Here is a 22,696-nt window from a genome sequence, read left to right on the forward strand (position 1 = left end):
TTTATTTGTCGAATAGTTGTTCCAGTCCATACACATCGCTTTTTGTCAATAAGTCAAGTATTTCATTTTGCATATTAATGATATCTGTCTTAGCATTGTTTTGTTCAATGAAATGATCAAGTGTTATAAAACTGTTTTTCAATGTTTCTATTAAATGGTTATCACTAAATTTGGTGTTCAATAGTTTATGCTTAGCTTCTTGGAAAATTACCAGCCCTTCTTTTAAGGTCATATGATTTGGCCCACTGTCTTCATTTTCTTCAAAGTCATCAACGCCATCGTCTTCCCAAAAACAGATCCCACAAATATCAAATGAATTTCTTTCGTCTAGTGTTAAGTAACCACAAACAGGGCAGGAGTTTTTTAAAATGTCTGCACTATTCACATCCATTCTCTGCTTACCAATTTTCAGTGGGAAGTTCTTTTGAAAAAAGTCTCTCCGTTCTTTAAATTGTCGGTATAATTTTCCTGTTCTTTCATTTGTGGGGTGTCTTTTAAGCTGATTGTTAATGTTTTTTGGTTTGGCGATGGAGGATTTACGGCAGCAATAATTTTTTTAAAAAAGAGATTCAGTAGTTCTCCATTCTCCATTCACGGTCAATATTATCTAAGTCTACGTCAGGATAACTAATTTCATCTTTACTTATATCTCTTTTAAGAGGATCAAGTATCTGCCAAAGCGTTTCATCAATTTCGGAAAGATTACTCTTTACTATTTCTTTCAGTTGTGCTTTTAGATAAAAGCTATAATGAAGTCCAACTGAAAACCCTTCCAACATACCCCCATTTGGATAAGTCAGATTATAAACTTCTTGCCTAAAATTGAGAAGGTCACTGTAGAGCCAGTCTATATCAAAAGGCTTGTTTTTTATATATTCAGTCAGGTCTGGATACAAATCGCGTATTTTTAAAAGTACTTTATCTGATAATTCTTTATTTACTTCCTTTTCTCTATCGCGAAGGAACTCGCCACGTAACACATATTCAAGATTGGTCAACCCGTTTAATCGCAGTGCTCTGTTCCACTTTTCTTTTTTGCCAGTAAAGGCATACTTTATTTGAACAAGTGGATTTACATATTTTTTTGTTAGCCCGAAAGCTTCTAATAACAGTTCGATTTGCATAAGTCTGGTCTTCGCAGGCTTGGAGTTGTTTCTCTCCGGCGAAGACCACAAATGGTTGTAATCCAGAATTTTGTGTAATAAATCTTTTGCTGTCATATTTTATAGTGCACTTTTGTTTTAAAAAGACTTGCTGTTAAGTTGTTCCAATAACAATACTTTTTTATTCCAAAAAGAATTTCCATCGAGTTCTTTTAAGTTTCCTTCTGTAAAAAAAGGAAATATATCCCTTGCAATTCCCTTGGATAAATTATATGCCCAATATATAATATCTCTGCTGTGCATTGAAAGTACACGTTGCTCTTTATTCAGAACAAGAAATCTATGACCAAGATATGGGAAAAGAAGTGGTACATTTTGTTCAATAATAACTTCCTTTGTTACTGTATTAGCTTCCAAAACCCAATTAATGTTTGACCTGATTTCTTCTATATCATCAGGGTACGAATAAAAAATTGGGCCAAACTCAATTTCACCTTTTTCTCCATTATTGTCCAATCCAGGTTTATCAAGTCCATTCATTGTTTTATAATAGCTTTTCAACGATTCAGGAAATTGTATGCCTAATTGCTTCTGAAAGTCAATTAATTGCTCGTCGGTTAGCCCCTTTTTCCACTTACTGTTTTGTTGGATCTGAAATCCATAAGAAACCTCCAAATCGATTTGTTCCCAGTACTGCTCACTTTTTTGTTTAATGAGTTCAAAACTTGTTTAAGAATTATTTAACTTTTTATATTCAGAGGTGGTCATGATGATGGTATTTTAAAGGTTCCTGAACTAATTATAGATAAAGGCCTCATACTCGTGGTATGATGGGATACCGCCATCACCAATCATATAATTTACCTTTGCCATTGGTGTTCAAAGTCATTTTGATTTATTGCGAATTCTTCAAAATCTACAAGGTCGAGGGCTTGGTCTGTAAGAAAACCAAACTCGTCTTCACTCATTTGTTCGCTGTATTTTAATCTTTTACCGTTTTCATAAACCTCAATCTGCCGAAGTACCTCACCGTCTTGATTAGTTTCAAAATAATAGTCGCAAGCTCCCCACAATTCAGAATTCTCAATCCGATTTTCTTCAAAATGTCTTTTGTAGTATTGTATCGTCATAGGTTTGCCGTTAATTCCAAAATATATAAAATTACAATGCACAGGAAATTTTTATCTGCTTAAGGAACAAGCATTTTAAGTATTCCTTACTCGCGATTAAATGTTTAAGACATTTAAATCAGACAGATGGAGATTGAGCATGATTGTTAATTAAGTCGTGACAAGATATTAATTTTCGTCGGAAATCATATCGAAGCAGCATACTTAGAAATGAAACTTTAAGGCGTATCTTTGTGGATGAGATAATAGGGAGGATAACTTCAGTGGCTTAGGCTACCAAGGACAGTGGAGAAGAGCCACTTTCTCTGAAATATACAAAATATTGCCAGATCACTCGATACTGCTGGCCGAAAGTAGCTTAAGATTAGAATGGATTCATAATTAGGTAAAAGGATAAGGTGGTAAAGGATTGCCCATAAAACAATTTTAATATTTTATAAATATTGATCCCCACATTTAGTTGTGGCCTCATGGCTAATTATAGATAACCCGAGCATCTCCGGCCAATTTTCCATCTGGTAAGAAAGTTCTCGTCCAGTTTACCCATTGCTAAAAAATCAATCGATACTTGCATTCCTCAGGCGCAGGGAATTGAGGATAACGGAAACGGAACTTAAACTCATTGCAAGGGCTGCGATCATTGGTGAGAGCAGGATCCCGAAAAAAGGATAGAGGAGGCCCGCAGCAACCGGGATACCCACAATGTTGTATCCAAGTGCAAAAAAGAGATTGCCCTTGATGTTTGCCATTACTTTGTGGCTCAATAACCTTGCTTTTGCGATCCCGTTCAAATCTCCTTTTACAAGGGTGATCCCTGCGCTTTGTATGGCTACATCCGTTCCTGTTCCCATGGCTATGCCGATATCGGCCTGGGAAAGTGCGGGGGCGTCGTTAATGCCATCTCCCGCCATCGCCACTTTCTTGCCTTCAGCCTGAAGGCTTTTTATTTCCTTTAATTTATCTTCAGGAAGCATCTGGGCTTTATAGCCATCTAATTTCAGCGTTTTGCTAACTGCTTTGGCTGTGTCGTCATTATCGCCGGTAAACATCATAACCTTTATACCCTCATCCTGGAGTTTTTGAATTGCAGATGCACTCGAAGGCTTAATCTGATCAGAAATCACAACATATCCGACAGCTTTTTCTCCTACAGACAGATATGAGACCGTCTTGCCGTCTTTTTGAGCGGCCTTAACCTGCTCTTTTAATTCAGGGTCTATTACCGCTTTAACCTGCTCCATTAATTTCTGGTTACCTAAAGCCAGTATTTCCGATCCCAAATTGCCTGTTACGCCCATTCCTGTGATTGCCTCAAAGCTTGTTAGGGGCTTAACCTCTATTTTGTTTTCTTCGCCATAGCGTAAAGTTGCCTGTGCCAGCGGATGTTCACTGCTGCTGTTCAAAGCCACAATTTTTTCAAGAATATCCGTTTGGGTAAAGCTTGAATTTACGCTAACCACTTTTTCAACCGAAGGTTTACCTTCTGTTACCGTTCCGGTCTTGTCGATGACAACTACATCAATAGCATTCATTTTCTCCAGCGATTCCGCATTCTTTATCAGGATACCAGAATGTGCACCCTTGCCCACGCCCACCATTACAGACATCGGTGTCGCAAGCCCCAGTGCGCATGGGCATGCAATAATCAATACCGCTATCGCATTTACAAAGGCATAAACATAAACCGGGTCGGGACCGTACAATGCCCATAGTAAAAATGTTATAATGGATATGAGTACCACAACGGGCACGAAATACCCGGAGATCTTATCGGCCATCTTTTGGATGGGCGCTTTGGATCGGCTGGCAGAATTTACCATTTCGATGATCTGGGATAAGAGGGTCTCCGAGCCTACCTTTTCAGCTACCATTACAAAAGTCTTATTTCCGTTGATTGTTCCCGAAGTTACCTTTTCGCCTGTTTTTTTCTCCAAAGGAACCGGTTCTCCTGAAATCATCGATTCATCAATTACCGCTTCTCCAATCTCAATGCTGCCGTCTACCGGAATGCTTTCTCCGGGCTTTACCCTTAGAAAATCTCCTTTCTGGATGTCTTCAATGGGTACCGACACTTCCTTATCCCCAACCACTTTAGTAGCGGTGTTAGGGGCTAGTTTCAATAGCTCCTTGATGGCACTATTGGTTTTTCCATGCGCCCTGGCCTCTAAAAGTTGTCCGAGCAGTACCAATGTCAGGATAACCGTTGCCGCTTCAAAATAAACAAAGACCGTTCCGTGGTGCGTTTTAAACTGGGCAGGAAAAATATCGGGGAAAATCAGTGCAACCAGGCTGAAAAGCCAGGCTACTCCCGCACCTATTCCTATAAGGGTGAACATATTCAGTTTCCAGGTTATCACCGATATCCAGGCGCGCTGGAAGAACATCCAGGTAGCATAGAAAACTACAGGAATGGATAATCCAAACTGGATCCAGTTCCAGTATTTAAGTTCCAGCAAATCAAACAGTGGGTTATTGGGAATCATTTCCGTCATTGCGATGACAAAAATGGGTATAGTAAAGGCTGCTGCAATCTTAAACTTTCCGAGCAGCGAATCATAAGTTTTATCTTCTTCTTCCAGAACTGCTCCGGTAGGAACCAGATCCATCCCGCAGATTGGGCATGCTCCCGGCTCATTCCTGATAACTTCGGGATGCATCGGACAGGTAAACTGTGAAGGCCGGTTCTTTTCAGGCTGTTTCACCAGGTCCATTCCGCATACAGGGCAATGTCCCACTCTTGGATAAGTTTTTTCGCCCTCGCAATGCATCGGACAATAGAATACTTCTCCTCCTTGGTTTATATCGTTTTTTTTAGCTGGCGAATGATGTTGGTGCTCCGATTCATAATGAACACTATCTATTTGCCCGGGTGCTTTTAAAACCTCTTTTTCATGAGATCCCATCTCAATACCGTAATTTCCCACCGCAGATAATGTCTTTTGCAATTTCTCGGTTGGGACATGTTTTTCCATGCTAATAATGGCTTCAGCAGGCTCCAGAGATACCTTAGCAGAAATGCCATCAATCGAGTTTAGTGCATTTTCAACTTTTGCCCTGCAGCCCTGACAGCTCATTCCGCTTATTTTATAGCGATGTTCCATGTTTTCGATTTTTTAGGATTTAAAATTAATACCGGAGGATAGCACATGTTATTCAATTTTATTCAAGTCAACAGTCCGTCCCCGCCGGGTTTTTAGTCCTGCAAAGCCGGATATATTTACGTTCAGCCGGTACTCAGCAATGTAGGTTAGTGGGAACCTACATTTAAAAGCGCTCAAGGTTAATTTTTAGATAACAAATCTATATAAAGACCTGCAATTAGCTTTATACAATTTTCCTTATGTTTTATATAATTATGCATAAATCAAGAGGAGAAAACTGGATATGAGATTCTTTTCTACACCAGTTTTTTAACAGATCAATGTAGGCATTAATTCTTTAGGAATTATCGTTTCCACTTCCCAGATGAGCAAGCGGGCAAGGTTATATGAACGATTAAGAGATTTAGTGAATTTGTCAGGCTTTAATATGTTGTAACTTTTACAAGCATTGTGAGGCAGCTGTAGATTTTGAAAGGTTTTAGCGAATAAAGCCAAAGGGCAATATAGTAGTAAGAAGAAGCATTAATAATAACTGCTAATTGTGGAATTACTTGGCAATGATTGATCATGATGCATGGTTAAAACGGGCATTTCGTTTCAGTAATGCCCATTTAAAAACTGCCTTCACTTCAAGGCCTCATCAACTAACTTCTTCAACTCAACATAGTATTGGTGTCTTCCTTTATTGTTAAGGTAAAAGGCCATTAAAAAGCCAGCTGTTTTCTTTTGGTTATCAATCCAGGGATAACTGCCAAATAAGCCAGGACTGGTAACAGCGTTACCGGGCTTATTGTTTATACTATTTTCCATCACCCATTCACCGTAGCCATAGCCAAAATTTCCCGCTTCGGTGGGTGCGTATACTTTGTTAACTTCACCAGTTACACGGTTAATTTGCATTTGGTTCACACTATTCTCTGATAGTATTCTCTTGCCATTAAAAATGCCTTTATTTACAATCATAGTAAGAAAATTCATGTAATCGTTTGGTGTACTGCTCGCCCCACCTGCAGGCAATGCAACTTTACCTTTCCCGAAATCGGTATTTTTCATATCCAAAGGCTTGGCAATTCTTTCGGCAAATAAGGTTTCGAAGCTCTTGCCACTGATTTTTTCAATCACTGCTCCGGCGATTTGTAATCCGGTATTGCTGTATCTAAAAACCTTTCCTGGTTCGCCCTCCATAGGCAAAGCAGCAATCATTTGGATGGCTTCATCCATGCTATTGGTTTGTCGCATTTCGCTTAAACTCTCTTTTAAATCAGGAGATTTTATGGCAGTCATGTGCGATAAACATTCGCTAATGGTGATACTCCCTTTGCCCGATTTCGATAAAACCGGAAGATATTTGCCAACCGTATCGCTAAGTTTCAGCTTACCCTCATCAACAAAGGTCATTACCAAGGCAGCGCTCAGCCATTTACTGCAACTGGCAATCTGCTGCCGGGTTGTAGCGGTGTAATCGCTGAAATCGGCAGTTTTGCCTTGTCTCCTGGCTAAGATTTTACCCACCATTTTCTGTTTTGCAGAAAGTTCGCTCACGCCTTTGCTATATAAAATTTTCCCGTCTTTATAGAGTACGAGGTAAACTCTGCCGCCCATTACATCGGCGTGTTCCTGTAGCCAGGTATCGATTTTAGAGAAGTTCTGTGCGTTTAAATTTCCGCAACAAAATAAAATCAAGATACTAAAAATCAACTTTTTCATATTTTTAATTACAATTTCCAATTCTGGGGTTAACTGTACTGCCGCACTGAAATTCATATCTGCTTTGTGCATATTTAGGCACCGGATTATCACTTACTTCTAACGGTGGCAAAGCTTCATTTTTATATCCAGGCATGGTTATTTGTGCTGTTGAACCATTTCCCAAAGCCACATTTTTTGCGGCCTGATTGCCATTAAAACTATAATCCATCATGGCATCGAGCAGGCGGTAAATGGCATAATAATCATAGGCATCGAATGCTGTTCTTGTATTTGGCATGGTGTGTTCCGTGTGGTAAGTGTAACCTGCAATTGTGGCTGCTTTCATGTAGATGAAATCTTTTTCTGCCGCGGCAATGCTAATGTTTTTAAAGATATCTATCGCTAAACGGTGGTCGTTAACAATGTCTTCATCATAAACCTGAGCAATCATTTTTGTATTGGCAGGAAAATTCTGAAGTTGTGCATTGGTAATCTGATAGCTATACCAAGGTGCCATGGTGAAAAGGAAACGGGCATTTTGTCCCCATCCATAATCGGTGAACGCTTTATAAGCAAGGGCAATTGAAGCACCTCCACCAAAAGAATGCCCCATAAAGCCAACGCGGGTCTTGTCGATAAGATTCGGATAGTCTGTTGCTGCCTTTAAAAAGCCTGTCCAGAGTGTGTTATATCTATCATCTATACTAACTCCGGTTGTTGGATAGGGCACAAAAACCACTACAAAACCTTTTTTTGCAATGAACTCGAAAAGGCCCTTTGCATAGTTTTTATCTTCCCCGCCATAAGGATGTGAATAGAAAATAGTTCCTTTGGGTGAGCTAATCCCGGCAGGATAGAAAATAGTTACATTGGTTCCGGAATAGGTTGGGTTTGCAAAATTGATCTCTGCAACCTTGTAACTGCCATCAGCTCCATATCCAGATGCAGGTCGAGAAATTGGCCCATCTAAATCATCATCTATAGGTTCTGTTGATGGCGAATCGCCTCCTTTAGCGCAAGCTGATAAAATCAATAATAAAAAGCAAAGTCTGAGTAAATTTTTCATCTGTATAAATTTGTTTTCAATTGTGATGAAGCTATCAGATTTTTTCATACCACTGTGTGGTTTGAAAAATCATGATGGTTTCATATTACATTTTATCTTTTAGTGTGCTTTTTAACGCCTCTTGAAACTTTTCATATTGCTGATATTGGCTGGCTGTAAATACCTTTTTCAGCTCCTCATCCTTCGCCTTCTGTAAAGACATGGCTTGTTTAAAGCGTGTTATTTTACTATCGGTGCTTTTTATAACCGGCTCGAACTTTTTAGCATAGTTTAAGTTTATGACTTCAATTTTACTTTGCTGTTGGGCATTTAGGTTGAGCTTACTCTTCATCATTTCCGTTTGAAATTTAGCCCGCTCTTCGGGTGTTTTATTCTTTAAATCATTTGCTTTGTTTTGAGCAAACGCCGAGCTTAAACCGGAAACTGATAAGGCCAATAAAGCAACAAATATATTTGTGATTTTAGGGGTTTTCATGATTTGATTTCTATTGATTTAAAAATATGAAAATTGCTTAGGATTAGTGATGAACAACAACTACCCTTCTTCTCAAAGTAGGTTTTGCAACTACAATTGGTGCGGGTTTTACTACGACAACCCTTGCAACAGGCCTAACATTCACCGGGCGGGTATGTACAATGATTCTTTTAGCAGGTGTTTTTACAACTATTCTGCTTTGGGCATTTGCGGGCAGTGCAGCCCGGAACGCGATACTGATAATTAAAATGAACTTTTTCATCATGTGTTTTTTATTAAATAGACGGATTAATTTAATGCATGTTTCTGCTTTTCGGTTGAAACAGAAAGATTCGGGGTTGAATTGTTATTGCCGGGGGGTGAACTTTTTGGCTTAAACCAGTTGATAAAACCTTGGGCCACCAGGCGGAAGGGATTATAACTTAAAAAACCGGTAGTTAGGCCATACCGTACTTTTTCTGTTTCCGGTTGATAAGTGCCAAATAGCTTATCCCAGATGATTAAGACACCGCCAAAGTTTTTATCGATGTAAATCGGGTTGCTTCCATGGTGAACCCGGTGCGATGACGGTGTATCCATTACATGCTCAACCAGGCCTAATTTTCCAACTGCTTCAGTGTGTAGAAAAAATTGGTAAGTAAGGTTAAGCGCATAAGAAATCACAATAAAATCGGTAGGCAAACCAAATAATGCAGCCGGGATAAAAAACAAGGGACTAACAATTGCCGAAAACCAGTTGAGGCGGTAGGCTGCCGTTAAGTTCATGTGCATGGCCGAATGGTGGACCAAATGAAATGCCCAAAGCGGTTTCCAGATGTGTGAAAAGCGATGAAACCAATAATAGATAAAATCTGCAGCGATAAATGTTAAACTGAAAACCCAGGCATTGTGCGGCAATTTAACGGGCGTAAGATTAGAAAAGAAACCCAGAATGGTTAATTGATAACCTGCAAATATGAATTTTGAAAACTGAAAACCTGCAAAAATAGCGAGGTTGGAAAAAGTTTCCTTAACATCATAAGTGCCTTTTTCTTTCTTCCAGCTCCAGATGATTTCGGCAAGAATTAATACAAAAAGAAATAACAGGATGTAAATGCGATATGGACCGATGTGATTTTTCATTTTTATCTAACTAAATGCTGCCTTGTTAAGACAGGATAAAGGTGAATAAAAATGAATTTGGATGCGGCCTAAAAACAGGTGAAGCTGAAAAACAAAGGTGTGAAACGATTTAAGTGTTCATCCATTTTTTAAACTCAGGCACACGGGCTTTGCTGATCAGGATTTGCATTTCTGCTATTGGTTTTACTTTAACCAACAATCTTCCATTGAAATAAAATTCAACTTCGGTTATAGCCTGGCGGTTGATCAGAAACTGGCGGTTTGCCCGGAAAAAAGTATCCGGCTCAAGCTGTTGTTCCAGCTGTTCCATGGTAAAGTCCATCACAAACTGCCTGTCGTCGTTTGTTCTGGCGTAAACGATTTCATTAGCCGTATAAAACCACGAAATTTTAGCCGTTTCTACGGGTATCAGTTTATCACGGTAATGAATAAGGAAAGACTTTTTGTAAGATTTTGAAAGGTTGCCAATTTGTGCAGCTAAATCTGCAAATACAGGCAAAACATATGGTGTAGCACTGCCCATCCATCTTTTGTATTTGTTAACAGCATTGGCAATTTCTTCCTCGTCAAAAGGTTTTAGGATGTAATCGATACCATTGTTTCTGAAAGCCGTGATGGCGTAATCGTTATATGCGGTTACGAAAATAACAGGTTTATCGATGGCGATTCGTTTGAAAATATCAAAAGACAATCCATCGGCGAGCCTGATATCCATAAAAATTAAATCGTACATGTTTTCGTTGCCGGCAAACCAGGTGATTGCTTCTTCAACTGTACTTAATGCCGAAACTATATCAATATCGTACGCTATTTCTCCCAATAAGTGAATGAGGTTCCTTGAAGTGACAGCCTCATCTTCTACAACAACAGTACGGATGGTTTTCATGCTTTTAAAGGGATTTTTACCAGAAATCTGTTTTGGCTTTTGCTTATTTCGATTTCTTGTTTTACCATAATCTTAAAACGTTCGTTCAGGTTTGCAAGTCCCATTCCGTTGCTGCTTTCGGGTGTTGGAATTTCGTTGAGGTTATTGCTCAGAACCAGCAGGTCATCATCCATATACAGCTTTACATTTAAGGGCTTTGTTAGCGTTGCTGCGTTGTGTTTCACGGCATTTTCTAATAAAGGCTGTAAAGTTAAATGGGGTAATTTATAATTCAACACTTCAGCGGGAATATTAATTTCCATTTTAAAGGCATTTTCCAAACGCATGGTGATGAGCCGGGCAAATGCCTTTAGCATTGTTAATTCATCACTAAGTGTTACCAGATTATTTTTGGAACGATTTAAAGCGTAGCGAAAAACGGTAGATAAATCGCGGACATATTTTTGTGCCAAGGCAGGGTTTTCCCTTATGACACCTGAGAGGCTACTTAAAGAATTGAATAAAAAATGTGGGTTCATCTGTTCTTTCAAAAGCTCCAGTTCTGTTTGCATGTAGGCCATTTTGAGCTGCTCGTTTTCTACTTCTTTATTTTTAGAGGAACGGACAAGCAGGACAATTTTAATCAGAATGCCAGTTAAGATACTACTCAAGAATAATCGCACGAAGTTGCCTGCCAGGTAAACCTTCGGCAATTGTGGCGTAAAAAATAATTTGTTTTGAAGCACACCTCCTACAAAGACAGCAAAAAAGAATATTAATGCATTTGAAATGATATACAGACTAATTTTATTTTTTTCGCGATAAATACTAAGCTTTGAAGATGGATTCAGGTTTAATTGGAATATTAGGCCACAGAAGAGCAGATTGAATAAAAACTGATATAGCAGTTCCAAAGGATTAAAATGCCAGTATTGCGCCAAAATTCCTTTTTCGCGTAAAGCCAGCAACTTAGGTGTATTTACCAATAAGGCGATTAACAGCGAACTATACCAGGAAATTCGTCGCTCATTTTTATCCATCGTTTAAACTTATGAAAAAAAAACAGGAAACAGTTTTCAATCATGGTGAAGCTGACAGATTTGGCGGTCAGTTGACTAAAATATGCTTTGTCCTTATTTTTCTACGCCTGGTGGAACGGTCTGATACGGGTTTTGCTGTACCGCTTCAGCGTTCTTCAATCTCTTCAAATAATTTGTCCATTAAAGAATATCATTTATGTAAAAACGATGAAACGGCGTCAGGGGATACCCAGTTAATTTATTTTCCAATATTTTTGCCGGGTAATAGTCTCTAAATTAAGCGCCAATCGGTATATTTGAATGTTGTCTATCAATTTTGTGACTGAAAGAATAATTCAGTTGAGCGGAATGCCGCAAGTAATTGATGACTTTAACTAAACCTAACAAACCTGTTGCTTCTGTGAAAACTCTCTTTGTGGGGCATTTAATAAATTAATCTTTAAATGGATTTTCTTGACGATGAAAAAGAATTATTAACTGCCTTGAAAGGCGGTGATGTAGCTGCTTTTGAAGTCCTTTATAGACATTACAGCAAATTGATATTCAGGAAATTAGTTAAGATGATAAAACATATTCCGTTGGCTGAAGAGTTGACGCAGGATGTCTTTGTTAAGATTTGGGATAAGAGATTGGTTATTGATATTGATAAACCATTTAATTACTACATTTTTACTATTGCCAACCATACAGTTAGTGATTTTTATCGCAAAGCTGCCAGAGATCAACGTCTTCAGGATGAAATCCTATCGGCTAGTGCTCAGCTATACAACCCGACTGAGGAACTATTATTTTATAAGGAAAGTGAAATTTTACTGAACAGGGCGATTGAAGATTTACCTCCGCAACAAAGACTGGTTTTTAAACTCTGCAAGATCGAAGGGAAATCATATGAAGAAGTGGCAGATCAGCTTAATATATCTACCTCAACAGTAAGTAATCATATTGTAAAAGCTACAAAGACAATAAAGAAAGCTTTTTTTGGGTCAATAAATGGCTTTTTGGCGCTGGCGATTTGTCTTTTTTTAGATAAATGATAAAAAAAATAAGTTTTTTTTAAAATGGAGTAGAGGAAGTCTGTTTTGTAAACGTATTATCTATGTAAAGCGATAATATTGGAACATAAAAATCAAAATATACATAGTAGCTACTCAAAATTTTTGGATAATCGTTTGCCTGCGAAAGAAATCTCTGAACTTTTGCAGAAAATGGAGCATATCTCTGACGGTGAACTTGAGCAGATGGTGGCTGAATTCATGGATGAACGGGAATCTCATCCTGTCCCGGGTGAAGAAGAAAGCCTGGATAGGATTTTGCGCTCCATACGTAACCGTCGTTTATCTGAGCCCTCAAATCATAAGATTTCATTCAAAATATACCGTAGATGGATTGCAGCTGCAGTCGTTTTATTGGTGCCGGCCCTGGTCTTTTTCGTGTTTTCACAAAGAGCTAAGAATGCCGGACACATCGAAATCGCCGCAGGGTCAGTTGATATTGCGCCGGGGAGGGACAGGGCTACGCTAAAACTTGCCAACGGAACCGAGGTTTATCTGGATACCCTTCATGCCGGTCAGGACAAAATCAAACAGTATGGCGCTAGTATTTCAAAACAGGGAAATGGAGAATTGGTTTATATGAAACTGGGTGACACCGAAACGGATGTAGTCGGATACAATACAATTAGCACGCCCAGAGGTGGTAGATATAAAGTGTTGCTCCCCGACAGTACCCAGGTCTGGCTCAATGCATCTTCGTCGATTACTTACCCAACATCTTTTGCCCATGCAGGTGCCAGGTTGATCAAATTAGAGGGTGAAGCTTATTTCGCAGTTAAGAAGGTGTCGGACGGAAAAGGTAAGTCACAGCCATTTATAGTTAGCACCGACAGGCAAAAAGTTACGGTACTGGGTACACATTTCAATGTAAATGCTTATGCCGATGAGTCAAGCGTTAGGACTACACTGCTCGAAGGTAGGGGACAGGTAAACAGTGATGCCATTCTTCGTCCAGGACAACAGGCGATAAGCTTTAATAAGACCCTTGAGGTTAGGGATGTTGATACTACTGCTTTTGTGGATTGGAAAAATAATGAGTTTAACCTTAAAACCAGTGATTTCAGAACTACAATGAGGAAAATTGCAAGATGGTACGATGTAGAAATTATATATGATCAATCTGCACCCAGCACAGTAAAGCTAGGCGGATGGATCTCAAGAGATAAAAACATATCGTCAGTTTTGAAATTAATTCAAAAAACTGGCGGTGTTCACTTTAAGCTTGAAGGAAGGAGGGTAACCGTAACAAAATAAAAACCATTAAAATTGAGCTTAAAATTAAAAACCAGAGGTGCTGGAACACCCCTGGCGTAGAATGATTTTAAGCTTTCAGAACTATTGAGAATCTTCAACTTAAACCAAACAAATGTACAAAATTTTTACTACCAATATGGGTGGCCTTTCGGGGCATGTCCAACAAATTCGCCGTATTATGCGTTTAGTTACCATCTTTATATTTGGCATCATGATGCAGGTAACCGCTTCTACATCTGCTCAGAAAATCACATTGATTCAGCGGAATGCAGATTTAGAATCTGTATTTAAATCAATCAGGGCGCAAAGCGGATATGATTTCGTATTTGATATGCGAATGATGGAAAAAGCTAAACCAGTTACTGTTAAACTTCAGGGGGTAAGTGTAGCAGAGGCCTTGAAAGCCTGTTTTGCCAATCAAAATTTAACATACGCTATAGAAGATAAAACCGTAATCGTACAGGAACGTAATTTGATTAATCAGATTTCGGACTATTTTCAGGATACCGAAGTGGTTGGGACGGTTTTAGATGAGGAGGGTAAACCTCTGCCTGGGGTAATAATAAAATTGAAAGGAACCAATCGTACGATTATTGCAGGGAACAACGGCCGTTTTTTCATTTCTTCAAAGGATGAAAATCCCATCCTGATATTTAGCTATGTAGGTTATAAAACTAAGGAATTGCCAGCTCAGGCTAAAATGGAGGTGAGAATGGAGCTTGATCCGGCCAAACTTGATGAAGTGATGATCATTGGCTATGGTACAACAACCAAAAGACTAAGCACAGGATCTCAAGTAGGCATTAGTGCGGCAGATATTGAAAGACAACCGGTAACCAATGCACTACAGACTTTGCAGGGCAGACTGGCCGGAGTAACCATCACACAAACCAACGGACTACCTGGTGCTGCTATCAACGTTCAGATAAGAGGAGTTAATTCTGTTGGAAAAGTAAACCGCCCTTTTTATGTAATTGACGGAGTACCGTTCCTTTCCGAGCCTATCAGCGCTGCGGCTACAGGTACAGCAGCCCTGTCTGCAGAGGGCAATACCAGCCCGATGAATATCATCAACCCTTCTGATATTGAAAGCATAGAAGTGCTAAAAGATGCTGATGCTACGGCAATTTACGGCTCACGGGGCGCAAATGGAGTAATCCTCATCACCACTAAAAAGGGGAGGGCTGGAAAAACCCAGTTTTCTGTAAACGCTAATACCGGTATGTCTAAAGTAGCAAACTATGTGGAGTTGTTAAGTACAACCGAATATATGGCATTAAGAAGAAAGGCGTTTGCTAACAACCCCGCGGCTGTTCCAGGCGCTTTTGATGCCGACTTAACATGGGATCCTAATCTCGATCAGAATTTCCCCAAAATTTTACTTGGAAACACGGCCCGCACCCATGATATTACTTCCAGTATTTCTGGTGGTGATGTACGTACTAATTTCTATTTGAGCGGAACATTCCACAAAGAAACCAATATTTATCCTGGAGAGCAATCGTATCAAAGAGGAGGTGCACATTTGAATTTTAATCACTCTTCTGTCGATCAGCGCTTTGCTTTGTCGGTTTCATCCATGTACTCAGCCGATAAGAATGATATTGCGATCACAGAGATTGGCAATTACGCTTACAACCTGCCGCCAAACTTTCCTTTGTACAATCCAGATGGCTCACTATATTGGGCATCTGGTTTTAACAACCCATTAGGCTTTCTTTTGCAAAGTAATGATGCCAGGGGTAGTAACTTTTTAACTAACCTTAACCTGAAGTATACGGTATTAAAAGGATTGGATGTGAAGGCATCTTTGGGTTACAGTAAAACAGATATGAGGACCACGGCTGTTCGTCCGTTAAGTTCACTAAACAACTTGGGCGCTAATCCGCCAACAACAGGCTCTGTAATAGAATCATATGTTTATACAAACAATTATATCTTTGAGCCGCAGGTAACTTATAAAACGGCGCTTTGGAAAGGCAACCTGGAAGCCCTGGCTGGCGGATCATGGCAGTTTAAACAGTCGAAACAACCCTATAGTGTTAACGCCAGGGATTTTCCGTCTGATGAATTTTTATCTAACATCGGATCGGCAGCAACAAGAACAATTACGAGTGGCTCAAGCGACTTTAAATACGCTTCGGTATTCGGTCGTGTGAATTATAACATTCAGAATAAATATATCGCTAATATATCATTTAGACGTGATGGCTCTTCTAGATTTGGACCTGACAATCGTTTTGGGAACTTTGGCTCTGTTGGCAGTGCATGGATTTTTTCTGAAGAGCGTTTCCTGAAAAATAAGCTGAGCTGGTTCAGTTTCGGTAAATTAAGAGGCAGTTATGGTATTGTTGGTAACGATGAGATAGGCAACTACCAATATTATGATAGCTACTCCTCTTCCCCTTATGTATACAACGGTTATGTTGGCCTTCAACCTTCCAGGATTGCAAACAATGAATTTAGGTGGGAAGAAACTAAGAAACTGGAAGTTGCGTTAGAATTAGGCTTTCTTGATGATAGATTATCCTTAACGGCAGCAACTTATAGAAATCGTACCGGAAACCAATTATTGGAATTTCCGATTAGTCCTCAAACGGGTTTTCCCAGCTATCAGGCCAATCTTCCTGCCAATGTTCAAAATAGTGGTTTAGAATTTTCTTTGAGCAGTACAAACATCAGGAAGAAAGATTTTAAATGGACTTCTACCTTCAATATCTCCAAAAACAGGAATAAGCTTTTATCGTATCCTGATATAGATAAAACCAGTTATTTTACCAGATATGTTGTAGGAAGACCTTTGGCCTCGTTTTATACATTAAAATATACGGGAATAAATCCAACAACTGGATTGCCAGATTTTGCAGATTTGAATGGGAACGGTGTAGTGAATACGGGCTTTTTAGATACGGGTCGTGGAGATCAATACTATGTAGGTACAAGTTATCCTGATTATTTCGGTGGCTTAACAAATTCACTTACTTACAAAGGCATTAATCTTGATTTTACTTTTCAGTTTGTGAAGCAAAAAAGTAAAAATATGTTTGCAGCGACTTTTTATCCTCCTGGTTTTCCTTATAATGCATCGGCTTCGGTGATGCGGGATTATATCGCACTAGGATCTCAGGATAAATTGGTCACCCAGGATGCCAGAAGCACTCAGGGATCTGCCGCCTACTCAGCCTTTTTAAATTATTCTGCTTCGGATGCCAACATAGTGGATGCATCCTTCATCAAGCTGAAAAACGTTAGCCTCTCTTATTCGATACCCGCCAGTTTGCTTTCAAAAATAAAGGCGCAAAGCATAAGATTTTACGTTCAGGGACAGAATTTATTTACGATCACCAATTACGATGGTTATGATCCTGAGTCGCAAGGCGCAGCAACTCCACCACTTCGAACCATTACTGCAGGTTTACAATGTACATTTTAAATATAAAGAGAATGAAAGCTAGCATATATACCAAATATATTATTGGCCTAGTAGCCATATTCCTTATGGGATGCGAGAAAATGATTGAAATTAAACCCCCGTTGAACGAAACTCCATCGGCGGCAATATTTACCCAAGACAGAACAGCGCTATCCGCACTATCAGGGATGTATGGGCAACTCGCACAGATCACCTTTCAAACCACTGGTTTACCCATTAATACTTCGCTAATGGCAGATGACCTTAGGTATCTGGCATCTGTTGTAAATTTACAAGAGTTCAATGCAAATTCTTATGTTGCATTAACAGCATCTACCGAGCCCTTTACCGGTTTTTATCAGGTTATTTACCGTGCCAACGCAATTATTGAAGGCTTAACAAAGTATTCTGGTACTTCAGTGGCGGTAAGCAAACAAATGCTGGCAGAAGCGAAGTTAATGCGTGCCTATTGCTATTTTATTATGGCCAACTTTTATGGAGCTGTGCCATTGGTGCTGCAAACAGATGTAAATACTACTGCTTACCAATCCCGCGAAACGGTTGCCAATATCTACAGGCAAATTATTACAGATCTTAATGAAGCAAAGGCTGATCTTCTTGCAGACTATTCATTTACCAAGGGAGATAGAATTGGGGTAAACAAGTTTACAGCAGCAGCATTATTGGCCAGGGTTTACCTTTATACGGAGAACTATCCACTGGCGGAAAGCAATGCTACAGAAGTTATTCAAGCTGCCAATTTATATAGTATGGTACCCACCGCTACCATGGGAACAGCGCTATTTGTGAAAAACAGTACAGAAAGCATTTGGCAGCTTCCTCAACCATTACAGGCAACAAACCAGTATACAACCGAAACGGCCTCTTTTCTTCCAAGTTCCAATACGCTGACAGCATTAAATTTTCAGTTACGCCCTACTTTTCTTGATATTTTCACAGGAACAGCAGATAGACGCCGTAGTTTGTGGATGAGGGATCTGACCATTGGAGGAAGCGTTTACGTCGTTCCAGCCAAGTTCAAGTACCGCACCCAGGCAGAAGCTGTGGCTGCCAATGTTACCGAATCTCAAATCATTTTACGTTTGGCCGAACAGTATTTAATCCGTGCCGAAGCAAGGGTGAAAATTAATTCCAATATAAACGGTGCCCTTAGTGATCTGAACGTAACCAGGCAAAGAGCGGGTTTAGGAGCACTAACAGCTACTGATCCAACCATTTTATTGCAGGAAATTGCTTTGGAATACAGAAAAGAATTTTTCTGCGAACAGGCATTTCGCTGGTTTAACCTTAAAAGAACGGGTCAGGCAGATGCCGTGTTAAGTGCATTAAAGCCGTCTTGGAAGCCAGAAGCTAAATTTTATCCCATTGCACAATCTATCCTTAATACTAACCCAAACTTGTTACAATAGTCTGGAAATAAAATAATATGAATACTAAATTTTTTAAAAACACGCCCAGGCTATCGAGTTTGGGAGTAATAGCGTTTTGCCTTATTTTGTGCATTAGCTCTTGCGTATTGGTCAGGAAAAAGCCAAGTAAATCTAAAATTCAAACAGCTAGCAGCACAGCTGCGCCAAAACCTAAGGCCGATAGCGTTAAAAATGCATTGAAGCCCTACAGGGATATCATTACCAGTAAAGCCGTTTCACAAAAAGGCTTAATGACGGTACATAAAATTGCCGAAAAGTACTTTTTTGAAATTCCTAAGAAGCTTCTAAAAAAAGATATTCTTGTGGTAACCCGGTTAAGTGGTTCTACACCAGGAGCTGGTAATTTTGGAGGAGAGGAAATTAGCAGGAGAATGATTTATTGGGAACAAGGGCCAGACAACAGGCTTTTCATGAGGGTTGCAGCGCAAGTGAGCGTAGCGGACTCTGCAGATATGATTTCAAAAGCAGTAAGCAATTCAAATATCAATCCCATTCTGGCTTCCTTTCCAATTAAGGCATTGGGCAAGGATTCTGCATCAATCGTAATTGAAGTAACCGATTTACTATTAAGCGAGAACCCGCTGGTAACTTTTAATCCTGATAGTAAGAAAAATTACGGGATGGGTGCGCCAGCAGCAGATCGCTCTTATGTGAAGAGCGTGAAATCTTTTCCAATTAACACAGAAATTAGAACCATTAGAACTTATAATTCTACCGGAGTTAACTTACCTGCAGCCATTATTGCCGGAGCGATTACCTTAGAAATCAATGCTTCATTTTTATTGTTGCCCGAAACGCCAATGGCTAAACGTTATGCTGACCCGAGAGTAGGGTATTTCGTGAACAGCTACAAAAAATTTACAGACGATCAACAGTCGGTTAAAGATGAGGTATTTGTGAACCGTTGGCGATTGGAAGTTAAAGAAGAAGATCTGGCTAAATACAAAAGCGGCGAGTTGGTAGAGCCTAAAAAACAGATTATTTACTACATAGATCCGGCTACGCCTAAAAAATGGAGACCTTATCTAATTGCGGGTATCAACGATTGGCAGAAGGCATTTGAGCAGGCAGGTTTTAAAAATGCAATCATCGGTAAGGAGTGGCCGGAAAGCGATACTACCATGAGCCTGGAAGACGCCCGGTATTCTGTGGTAAGGTATTTTGCTTCGTCAAACGCTAATGCGTACGGACCAAACGTATCTGATCCAAGAAGTGGCGAAATATTAGAAAGCCACATTGGATGGTACCACAACGTAATGACATTGGTGCACGACTGGTACATGATCCAGTGTGCTGCGGTAGATCCCCGTGCCAGGAAAAATAAATTCGATGATGAATTGATGGGCCAGCTCATCCGTTTTGTTTCCTCTCATGAGGTAGGGCATACGCTTGGCTTGAGACACAACATGGGTGCCAGTAGCTCAGTACCTGTAGAAAAGCTTAGAGATAAGGCCTGGGTAGAAGCCAATGGACACACCCCATCGATCATGGATTATGCCCGTTTCAATTATGTCGCACAGCCCGAAGATGGGATTTCTGAAAAAGGTCTTTTTCCACGCATTAACGACTACGATAAGTGGGCAGTAGAATGGGGTTATAAGGCTTTCCCGGCAACAGGAGCAGCAAAGGACGAGCAGAAGATACTTAATGTTATTACCAGAGATCGTTTGGCGAAGAATAAGAGGTTGTGGTTTTCTGGCGAAGGAAGGGATTATGATCCAAGATCTCAGTCAGAAGATTTGGGCGATGATCCTATTAAAGCCAGTTTATATGGTATAAAAAACCTGAAACGCATTGTTCCAAATTTAGATGCCTGGACCCGTGAAGAAGGCGAAGATTACACTCAGCTTACAACAATGTACAAAGCAACTGTTGCACAGTTAAACCGCTACGCAAACCATGTGTTAAAAAACCTCGGGGGCGTGATGGTAACTGAAAAGTTATCAGATCAACCTGGTGCAATTTATCAACCGGTTAGTCTTGTTAAGCAAAAAGAGTCTATAAAGTTTTTTAACGAACAGATTTTTAAGACGCCAACCTGGTTGTTAGATAAAAATATCCTTAACAAGATTGAACCAGGATATAGCGGTAACAGCGTTCAACGCCTCCAGCAGGAAATTGTAGCGACGGTTACCTCGCAATCCAGATTATACCGGATGATGATCAATCAGAGAGATTATGGTAAGGGTGCTTATTCACCTTCCGAATGGTTGACGGATTTGAAAAAAGGCATTTTTACTGAACTATACACAGGTGCTCCAACTGATGAGTACAGAAGGGCATTGCAAAAAATGTATGTAGGCAGTATTATCACGATGTACAATAAACGTTTCGCACTTCAAGGCTCAATCGATAATATTTTAGCAGCTGTTACCCCAACTGATGTACTACTTTATTCAAACGTGAAGGCATTGGCATTTGCGCACTTAAGAGAATTGAGAAAAGATATTGGCAGCGGCATTCCTAAAGCTAAAGATAAGGATACCAGGATACATTTAGAGTACCTGAAGCAGATGTTGGATAAAATCATCAACGAATCTCCAATTCCAGGCTTAAATTATTAGTTCGCTTTTTAAATAGGTAGTTATAATGTGAAACGCAGATGGTGGATGCCTCTGCGTTTTCATTTACTTAATCAAAAATGTATGAAAACAACATTAAAGTCACTCATCATAATCGTAATTTTTCTCTTCTCTAACCCAGAGCTACTTTTGGCAACGAAAATGCCGGCAGATACCGCTTTACTGATACTGAAAAATGTAAACGTGCTCGATATCAACAAAGGTCGATATAGGAAAGGAAGGAATGTTGCAATTTCCCAGGGCAAAATCTTGAGTATAGATTACGGCCGGAAGAACTGGAAAAATGCGAAGGTGGTGGATCTCTCCGGAAAATATCTTATTCCGGGATTGATAGACGGCCACGTTCACGTCACTGCGCAAACTAAAAACAACATAGAAAATACCTACAGTCATTTAAATTACTACCTGCAACATGGGGTAACCTCGGTGAGAGATGCCTCAGGCGATGGTGCATCACTGCTCGAAGCACAGCGTGCGATTAACAGCGGTAAGCGTCAGGGAGCCAGCGTGTATTTTGCAGCGGTGATGGCCGGTGATTGGTTCTACAACAGGGGGATTAATCTCCATAAAGAACCCTATGAGCCATGGCGACAGTTGGTTACCGAAAAGACCAATTTGGATAGCGCCATGAAAGAGGCAAAGGCTTGTGGCGCAACAGGCGTTAAACTATATCATTCATTTGATAAAGTGCTGTTGCCAAAAGTTGTTGCTGCCGCAAAACAACACGGGCTTAAAACCTGGGGGCACGTAATGATGTACCCGGCAAATCCAATGGATGTGGCTTCTTCCCGGATGGAAGTGCTTTCGCACGTATTCATGTTAGAAAACCTGCTTACAGACACACTCTTTTTCAAAAGAAAAACGCCACTTAGTTACAAAGATAGTGTGATCAATACTTTAGATATAAAGCCATTTTCAGATATTATGAAGGCCAATAATAGCATACTCGATGCTACACTTTGCGTTTCTGAGGAGCGCGATCCCTGGATTTTCACATTGTTGAAAAAGATCTATAAAGAAGGTGTGGCCATAAATGCTGGAACCGACCAGATTGTAGACTTAAAAAGTGCTCATCCCAGATTGCTGGATGAGTTAAATTCCTTTGTAGATAAGTGCGGTTTTAGCACCATAGATGCATTGAGGTCTGCAACTGTTATTTCTGCCAGGGTAATTGGCCAGGAAAAAAACATCGGAACAATTGAAAACGGTAAGATGGCGGATCTACTGGTGCTGAACGGCGATCCTTTAAATGATATTAAGGAGCTAAGGGCTATCCATATGGTCATCAAATCAGGAAAGATAGTCGATATAAAGTAGCAGTAGCAAACTGTTTAAGAGCATACATAAATCCATT

At 39.9% G+C, this 22,696-nt stretch carries 19 protein-coding genes; 7 read left to right on the forward strand and 12 right to left on the reverse strand.

Features of this window, described 5'->3' with window-relative positions; translation table 11 throughout:
* Position 1: 1 nt before the first annotated feature.
* The 12 genes from AC1RJ8_RS13750 to AC1RJ8_RS13805 all read right to left on the reverse strand — a co-directional run bounded on the left by AC1RJ8_RS13750 (position 2) and on the right by AC1RJ8_RS13805 (position 11,591).
* On the reverse strand, positions 2-385 hold the full coding sequence (locus AC1RJ8_RS13750) for a CPCC family cysteine-rich protein (protein ID WP_493008049.1): 384 nt from the start codon (positions 383-385) through the stop codon (positions 2-4).
* A 184-nt stretch (positions 386-569) separates the two neighbouring features.
* On the reverse strand, positions 570-1,220 hold the full coding sequence (locus AC1RJ8_RS13755) for a hypothetical protein (RefSeq protein ID WP_492954310.1): 651 nt from the start codon (positions 1,218-1,220) through the stop codon (positions 570-572).
* Positions 1,221-1,241: 21 nt separating this feature from the next.
* Complete coding sequence (locus tag AC1RJ8_RS13760) at positions 1,242-1,778, reverse strand: SMI1/KNR4 family protein (protein WP_492954311.1); 537 nt, start codon at positions 1,776-1,778, stop codon at positions 1,242-1,244.
* Between the two features lie 185 nt (positions 1,779-1,963).
* Positions 1,964-2,233 carry a hypothetical protein gene (locus AC1RJ8_RS13765; protein ID WP_492954312.1) on the reverse strand — a complete coding sequence of 90 codons (270 nt, stop codon included), beginning with the start codon at positions 2,231-2,233 and terminating at the stop codon, positions 1,964-1,966.
* Positions 2,234-2,790: 557 nt separating this feature from the next.
* Positions 2,791-5,334: a heavy metal translocating P-type ATPase gene (locus AC1RJ8_RS13770; RefSeq protein ID WP_492954313.1), complete on the reverse strand. Its 2,544-nt coding sequence runs from the start codon at positions 5,332-5,334 to the stop codon at positions 2,791-2,793.
* Positions 5,335-5,958: 624 nt separating this feature from the next.
* On the reverse strand, positions 5,959-7,113 hold the full coding sequence (locus tag AC1RJ8_RS13775; protein ID WP_492954314.1) for a serine hydrolase domain-containing protein: 1,155 nt from the start codon (positions 7,111-7,113) through the stop codon (positions 5,959-5,961).
* Positions 7,046-8,089, reverse strand: coding sequence for an alpha/beta hydrolase (locus tag AC1RJ8_RS13780; protein ID WP_492954315.1), 1,044 nt, complete (start codon positions 8,087-8,089; stop codon positions 7,046-7,048). Before AC1RJ8_RS13780 ends, AC1RJ8_RS13775 begins: the two co-directional genes overlap by 68 nt.
* 85 nt (positions 8,090-8,174) lie before the next feature.
* A complete protein-coding gene (locus AC1RJ8_RS13785; protein ID WP_492954316.1) occupies positions 8,175-8,564 on the reverse strand; it encodes a DUF4890 domain-containing protein in 390 nt (129 codons plus the stop codon).
* Between the two features lie 43 nt (positions 8,565-8,607).
* Positions 8,608-8,829, reverse strand: a complete 222-nt coding sequence (locus AC1RJ8_RS13790) for a hypothetical protein (protein WP_492954317.1) — start codon at positions 8,827-8,829, stop codon at positions 8,608-8,610.
* A 23-nt stretch (positions 8,830-8,852) separates the two neighbouring features.
* Entirely contained in the window at positions 8,853-9,686 is an 834-nt protein-coding gene (locus AC1RJ8_RS13795; protein ID WP_492954318.1) for a sterol desaturase family protein, read from the reverse strand.
* Between the two features lie 109 nt (positions 9,687-9,795).
* Positions 9,796-10,572 (reverse strand): LytR/AlgR family response regulator transcription factor, encoded by a 777-nt coding sequence (locus AC1RJ8_RS13800; protein WP_492954319.1) that lies wholly within the window; start codon positions 10,570-10,572, stop codon positions 9,796-9,798.
* Positions 10,569-11,591: a sensor histidine kinase gene (locus AC1RJ8_RS13805; RefSeq protein WP_492954320.1), complete on the reverse strand. Its 1,023-nt coding sequence runs from the start codon at positions 11,589-11,591 to the stop codon at positions 10,569-10,571. Before AC1RJ8_RS13805 ends, AC1RJ8_RS13800 begins: the two co-directional genes overlap by 4 nt.
* An 11-nt stretch (positions 11,592-11,602) precedes the next feature.
* Between AC1RJ8_RS13805 and AC1RJ8_RS13810 the strand changes: the two genes are divergently transcribed.
* From AC1RJ8_RS13810 to AC1RJ8_RS13840, 7 genes are all read left to right on the forward strand, one after another.
* The gene (locus AC1RJ8_RS13810; protein ID WP_492954321.1) at positions 11,603-11,866 is read left to right on the forward strand and encodes a hypothetical protein; all 264 of its coding nucleotides are present in this window, start codon (positions 11,603-11,605) and stop codon (positions 11,864-11,866) included.
* Between the two features lie 168 nt (positions 11,867-12,034).
* On the forward strand, positions 12,035-12,625 hold the full coding sequence (locus tag AC1RJ8_RS13815) for an RNA polymerase sigma factor (protein ID WP_492954322.1): 591 nt from the start codon (positions 12,035-12,037) through the stop codon (positions 12,623-12,625).
* 123 nt (positions 12,626-12,748) lie between these two features.
* Positions 12,749-13,897: a FecR family protein gene (locus AC1RJ8_RS13820; RefSeq protein ID WP_493008050.1), complete on the forward strand. Its 1,149-nt coding sequence runs from the start codon at positions 12,749-12,751 to the stop codon at positions 13,895-13,897.
* A 112-nt stretch (positions 13,898-14,009) separates the two neighbouring features.
* Positions 14,010-17,330 (forward strand): TonB-dependent receptor, encoded by a 3,321-nt coding sequence (locus AC1RJ8_RS13825; RefSeq protein ID WP_492954324.1) that lies wholly within the window; start codon positions 14,010-14,012, stop codon positions 17,328-17,330.
* A gap of 11 nt (positions 17,331-17,341) precedes the next feature.
* The gene (locus AC1RJ8_RS13830; protein ID WP_492954325.1) at positions 17,342-18,739 is read left to right on the forward strand and encodes a RagB/SusD family nutrient uptake outer membrane protein; all 1,398 of its coding nucleotides are present in this window, start codon (positions 17,342-17,344) and stop codon (positions 18,737-18,739) included.
* A 17-nt stretch (positions 18,740-18,756) separates the two neighbouring features.
* Positions 18,757-21,324, forward strand: coding sequence for a zinc-dependent metalloprotease (locus AC1RJ8_RS13835; RefSeq protein WP_492954326.1), 2,568 nt, complete (start codon positions 18,757-18,759; stop codon positions 21,322-21,324).
* Between the two features lie 81 nt (positions 21,325-21,405).
* Entirely contained in the window at positions 21,406-22,659 is a 1,254-nt protein-coding gene (locus AC1RJ8_RS13840; RefSeq protein WP_492954327.1) for an amidohydrolase family protein, read from the forward strand.
* Positions 22,660-22,696: the final 37 nt, after the last annotated feature.

Source organism: Pedobacter sp. GW822-FHT03F06, from assembly GCF_058801365.1.

Bases quoted from the DNA above. Each gene is read 5' to 3' on its own strand.
- AC1RJ8_RS13805 (WP_492954320.1), bottom strand. From the start codon at position 11,591: ATGGATAAAAATGAGCGACGAATTTCCTGGTATAGTTCGCTGTTAATC.
- AC1RJ8_RS13800 (WP_492954319.1), bottom strand. From the start codon at position 10,572: ATGAAAACCATCCGTACTGTTGTTGTAGAAGATGAGGCTGTCACTTCA.
- AC1RJ8_RS13755 (WP_492954310.1), bottom strand. From the start codon at position 1,220: ATGACAGCAAAAGATTTATTACACAAAATTCTGGATTACAACCATTTG.
- AC1RJ8_RS13780 (WP_492954315.1), bottom strand. From the start codon at position 8,089: ATGAAAAATTTACTCAGACTTTGCTTTTTATTATTGATTTTATCAGCT.
- AC1RJ8_RS13840 (WP_492954327.1), top strand. From the start codon at position 21,406: ATGAAAACAACATTAAAGTCACTCATCATAATCGTAATTTTTCTCTTC.
- AC1RJ8_RS13825 (WP_492954324.1), top strand. From the start codon at position 14,010: ATGTACAAAATTTTTACTACCAATATGGGTGGCCTTTCGGGGCATGTC.
- AC1RJ8_RS13775 (WP_492954314.1), bottom strand. From the start codon at position 7,113: ATGCACAAAGCAGATATGAATTTCAGTGCGGCAGTACAGTTAACCCCA.
- AC1RJ8_RS13770 (WP_492954313.1), bottom strand. From the start codon at position 5,334: ATGGAACATCGCTATAAAATAAGCGGAATGAGCTGTCAGGGCTGCAGG.
- AC1RJ8_RS13785 (WP_492954316.1), bottom strand. From the start codon at position 8,564: ATGAAAACCCCTAAAATCACAAATATATTTGTTGCTTTATTGGCCTTA.
- AC1RJ8_RS13810 (WP_492954321.1), top strand. From the start codon at position 11,603: ATGAAAAAAAAACAGGAAACAGTTTTCAATCATGGTGAAGCTGACAGA.
- AC1RJ8_RS13790 (WP_492954317.1), bottom strand. From the start codon at position 8,829: ATGATGAAAAAGTTCATTTTAATTATCAGTATCGCGTTCCGGGCTGCA.
- AC1RJ8_RS13765 (WP_492954312.1), bottom strand. From the start codon at position 2,233: ATGACGATACAATACTACAAAAGACATTTTGAAGAAAATCGGATTGAG.
- AC1RJ8_RS13830 (WP_492954325.1), top strand. From the start codon at position 17,342: ATGAAAGCTAGCATATATACCAAATATATTATTGGCCTAGTAGCCATA.
- AC1RJ8_RS13815 (WP_492954322.1), top strand. From the start codon at position 12,035: ATGGATTTTCTTGACGATGAAAAAGAATTATTAACTGCCTTGAAAGGC.
- AC1RJ8_RS13835 (WP_492954326.1), top strand. From the start codon at position 18,757: ATGAATACTAAATTTTTTAAAAACACGCCCAGGCTATCGAGTTTGGGA.
- AC1RJ8_RS13795 (WP_492954318.1), bottom strand. From the start codon at position 9,686: ATGAAAAATCACATCGGTCCATATCGCATTTACATCCTGTTATTTCTT.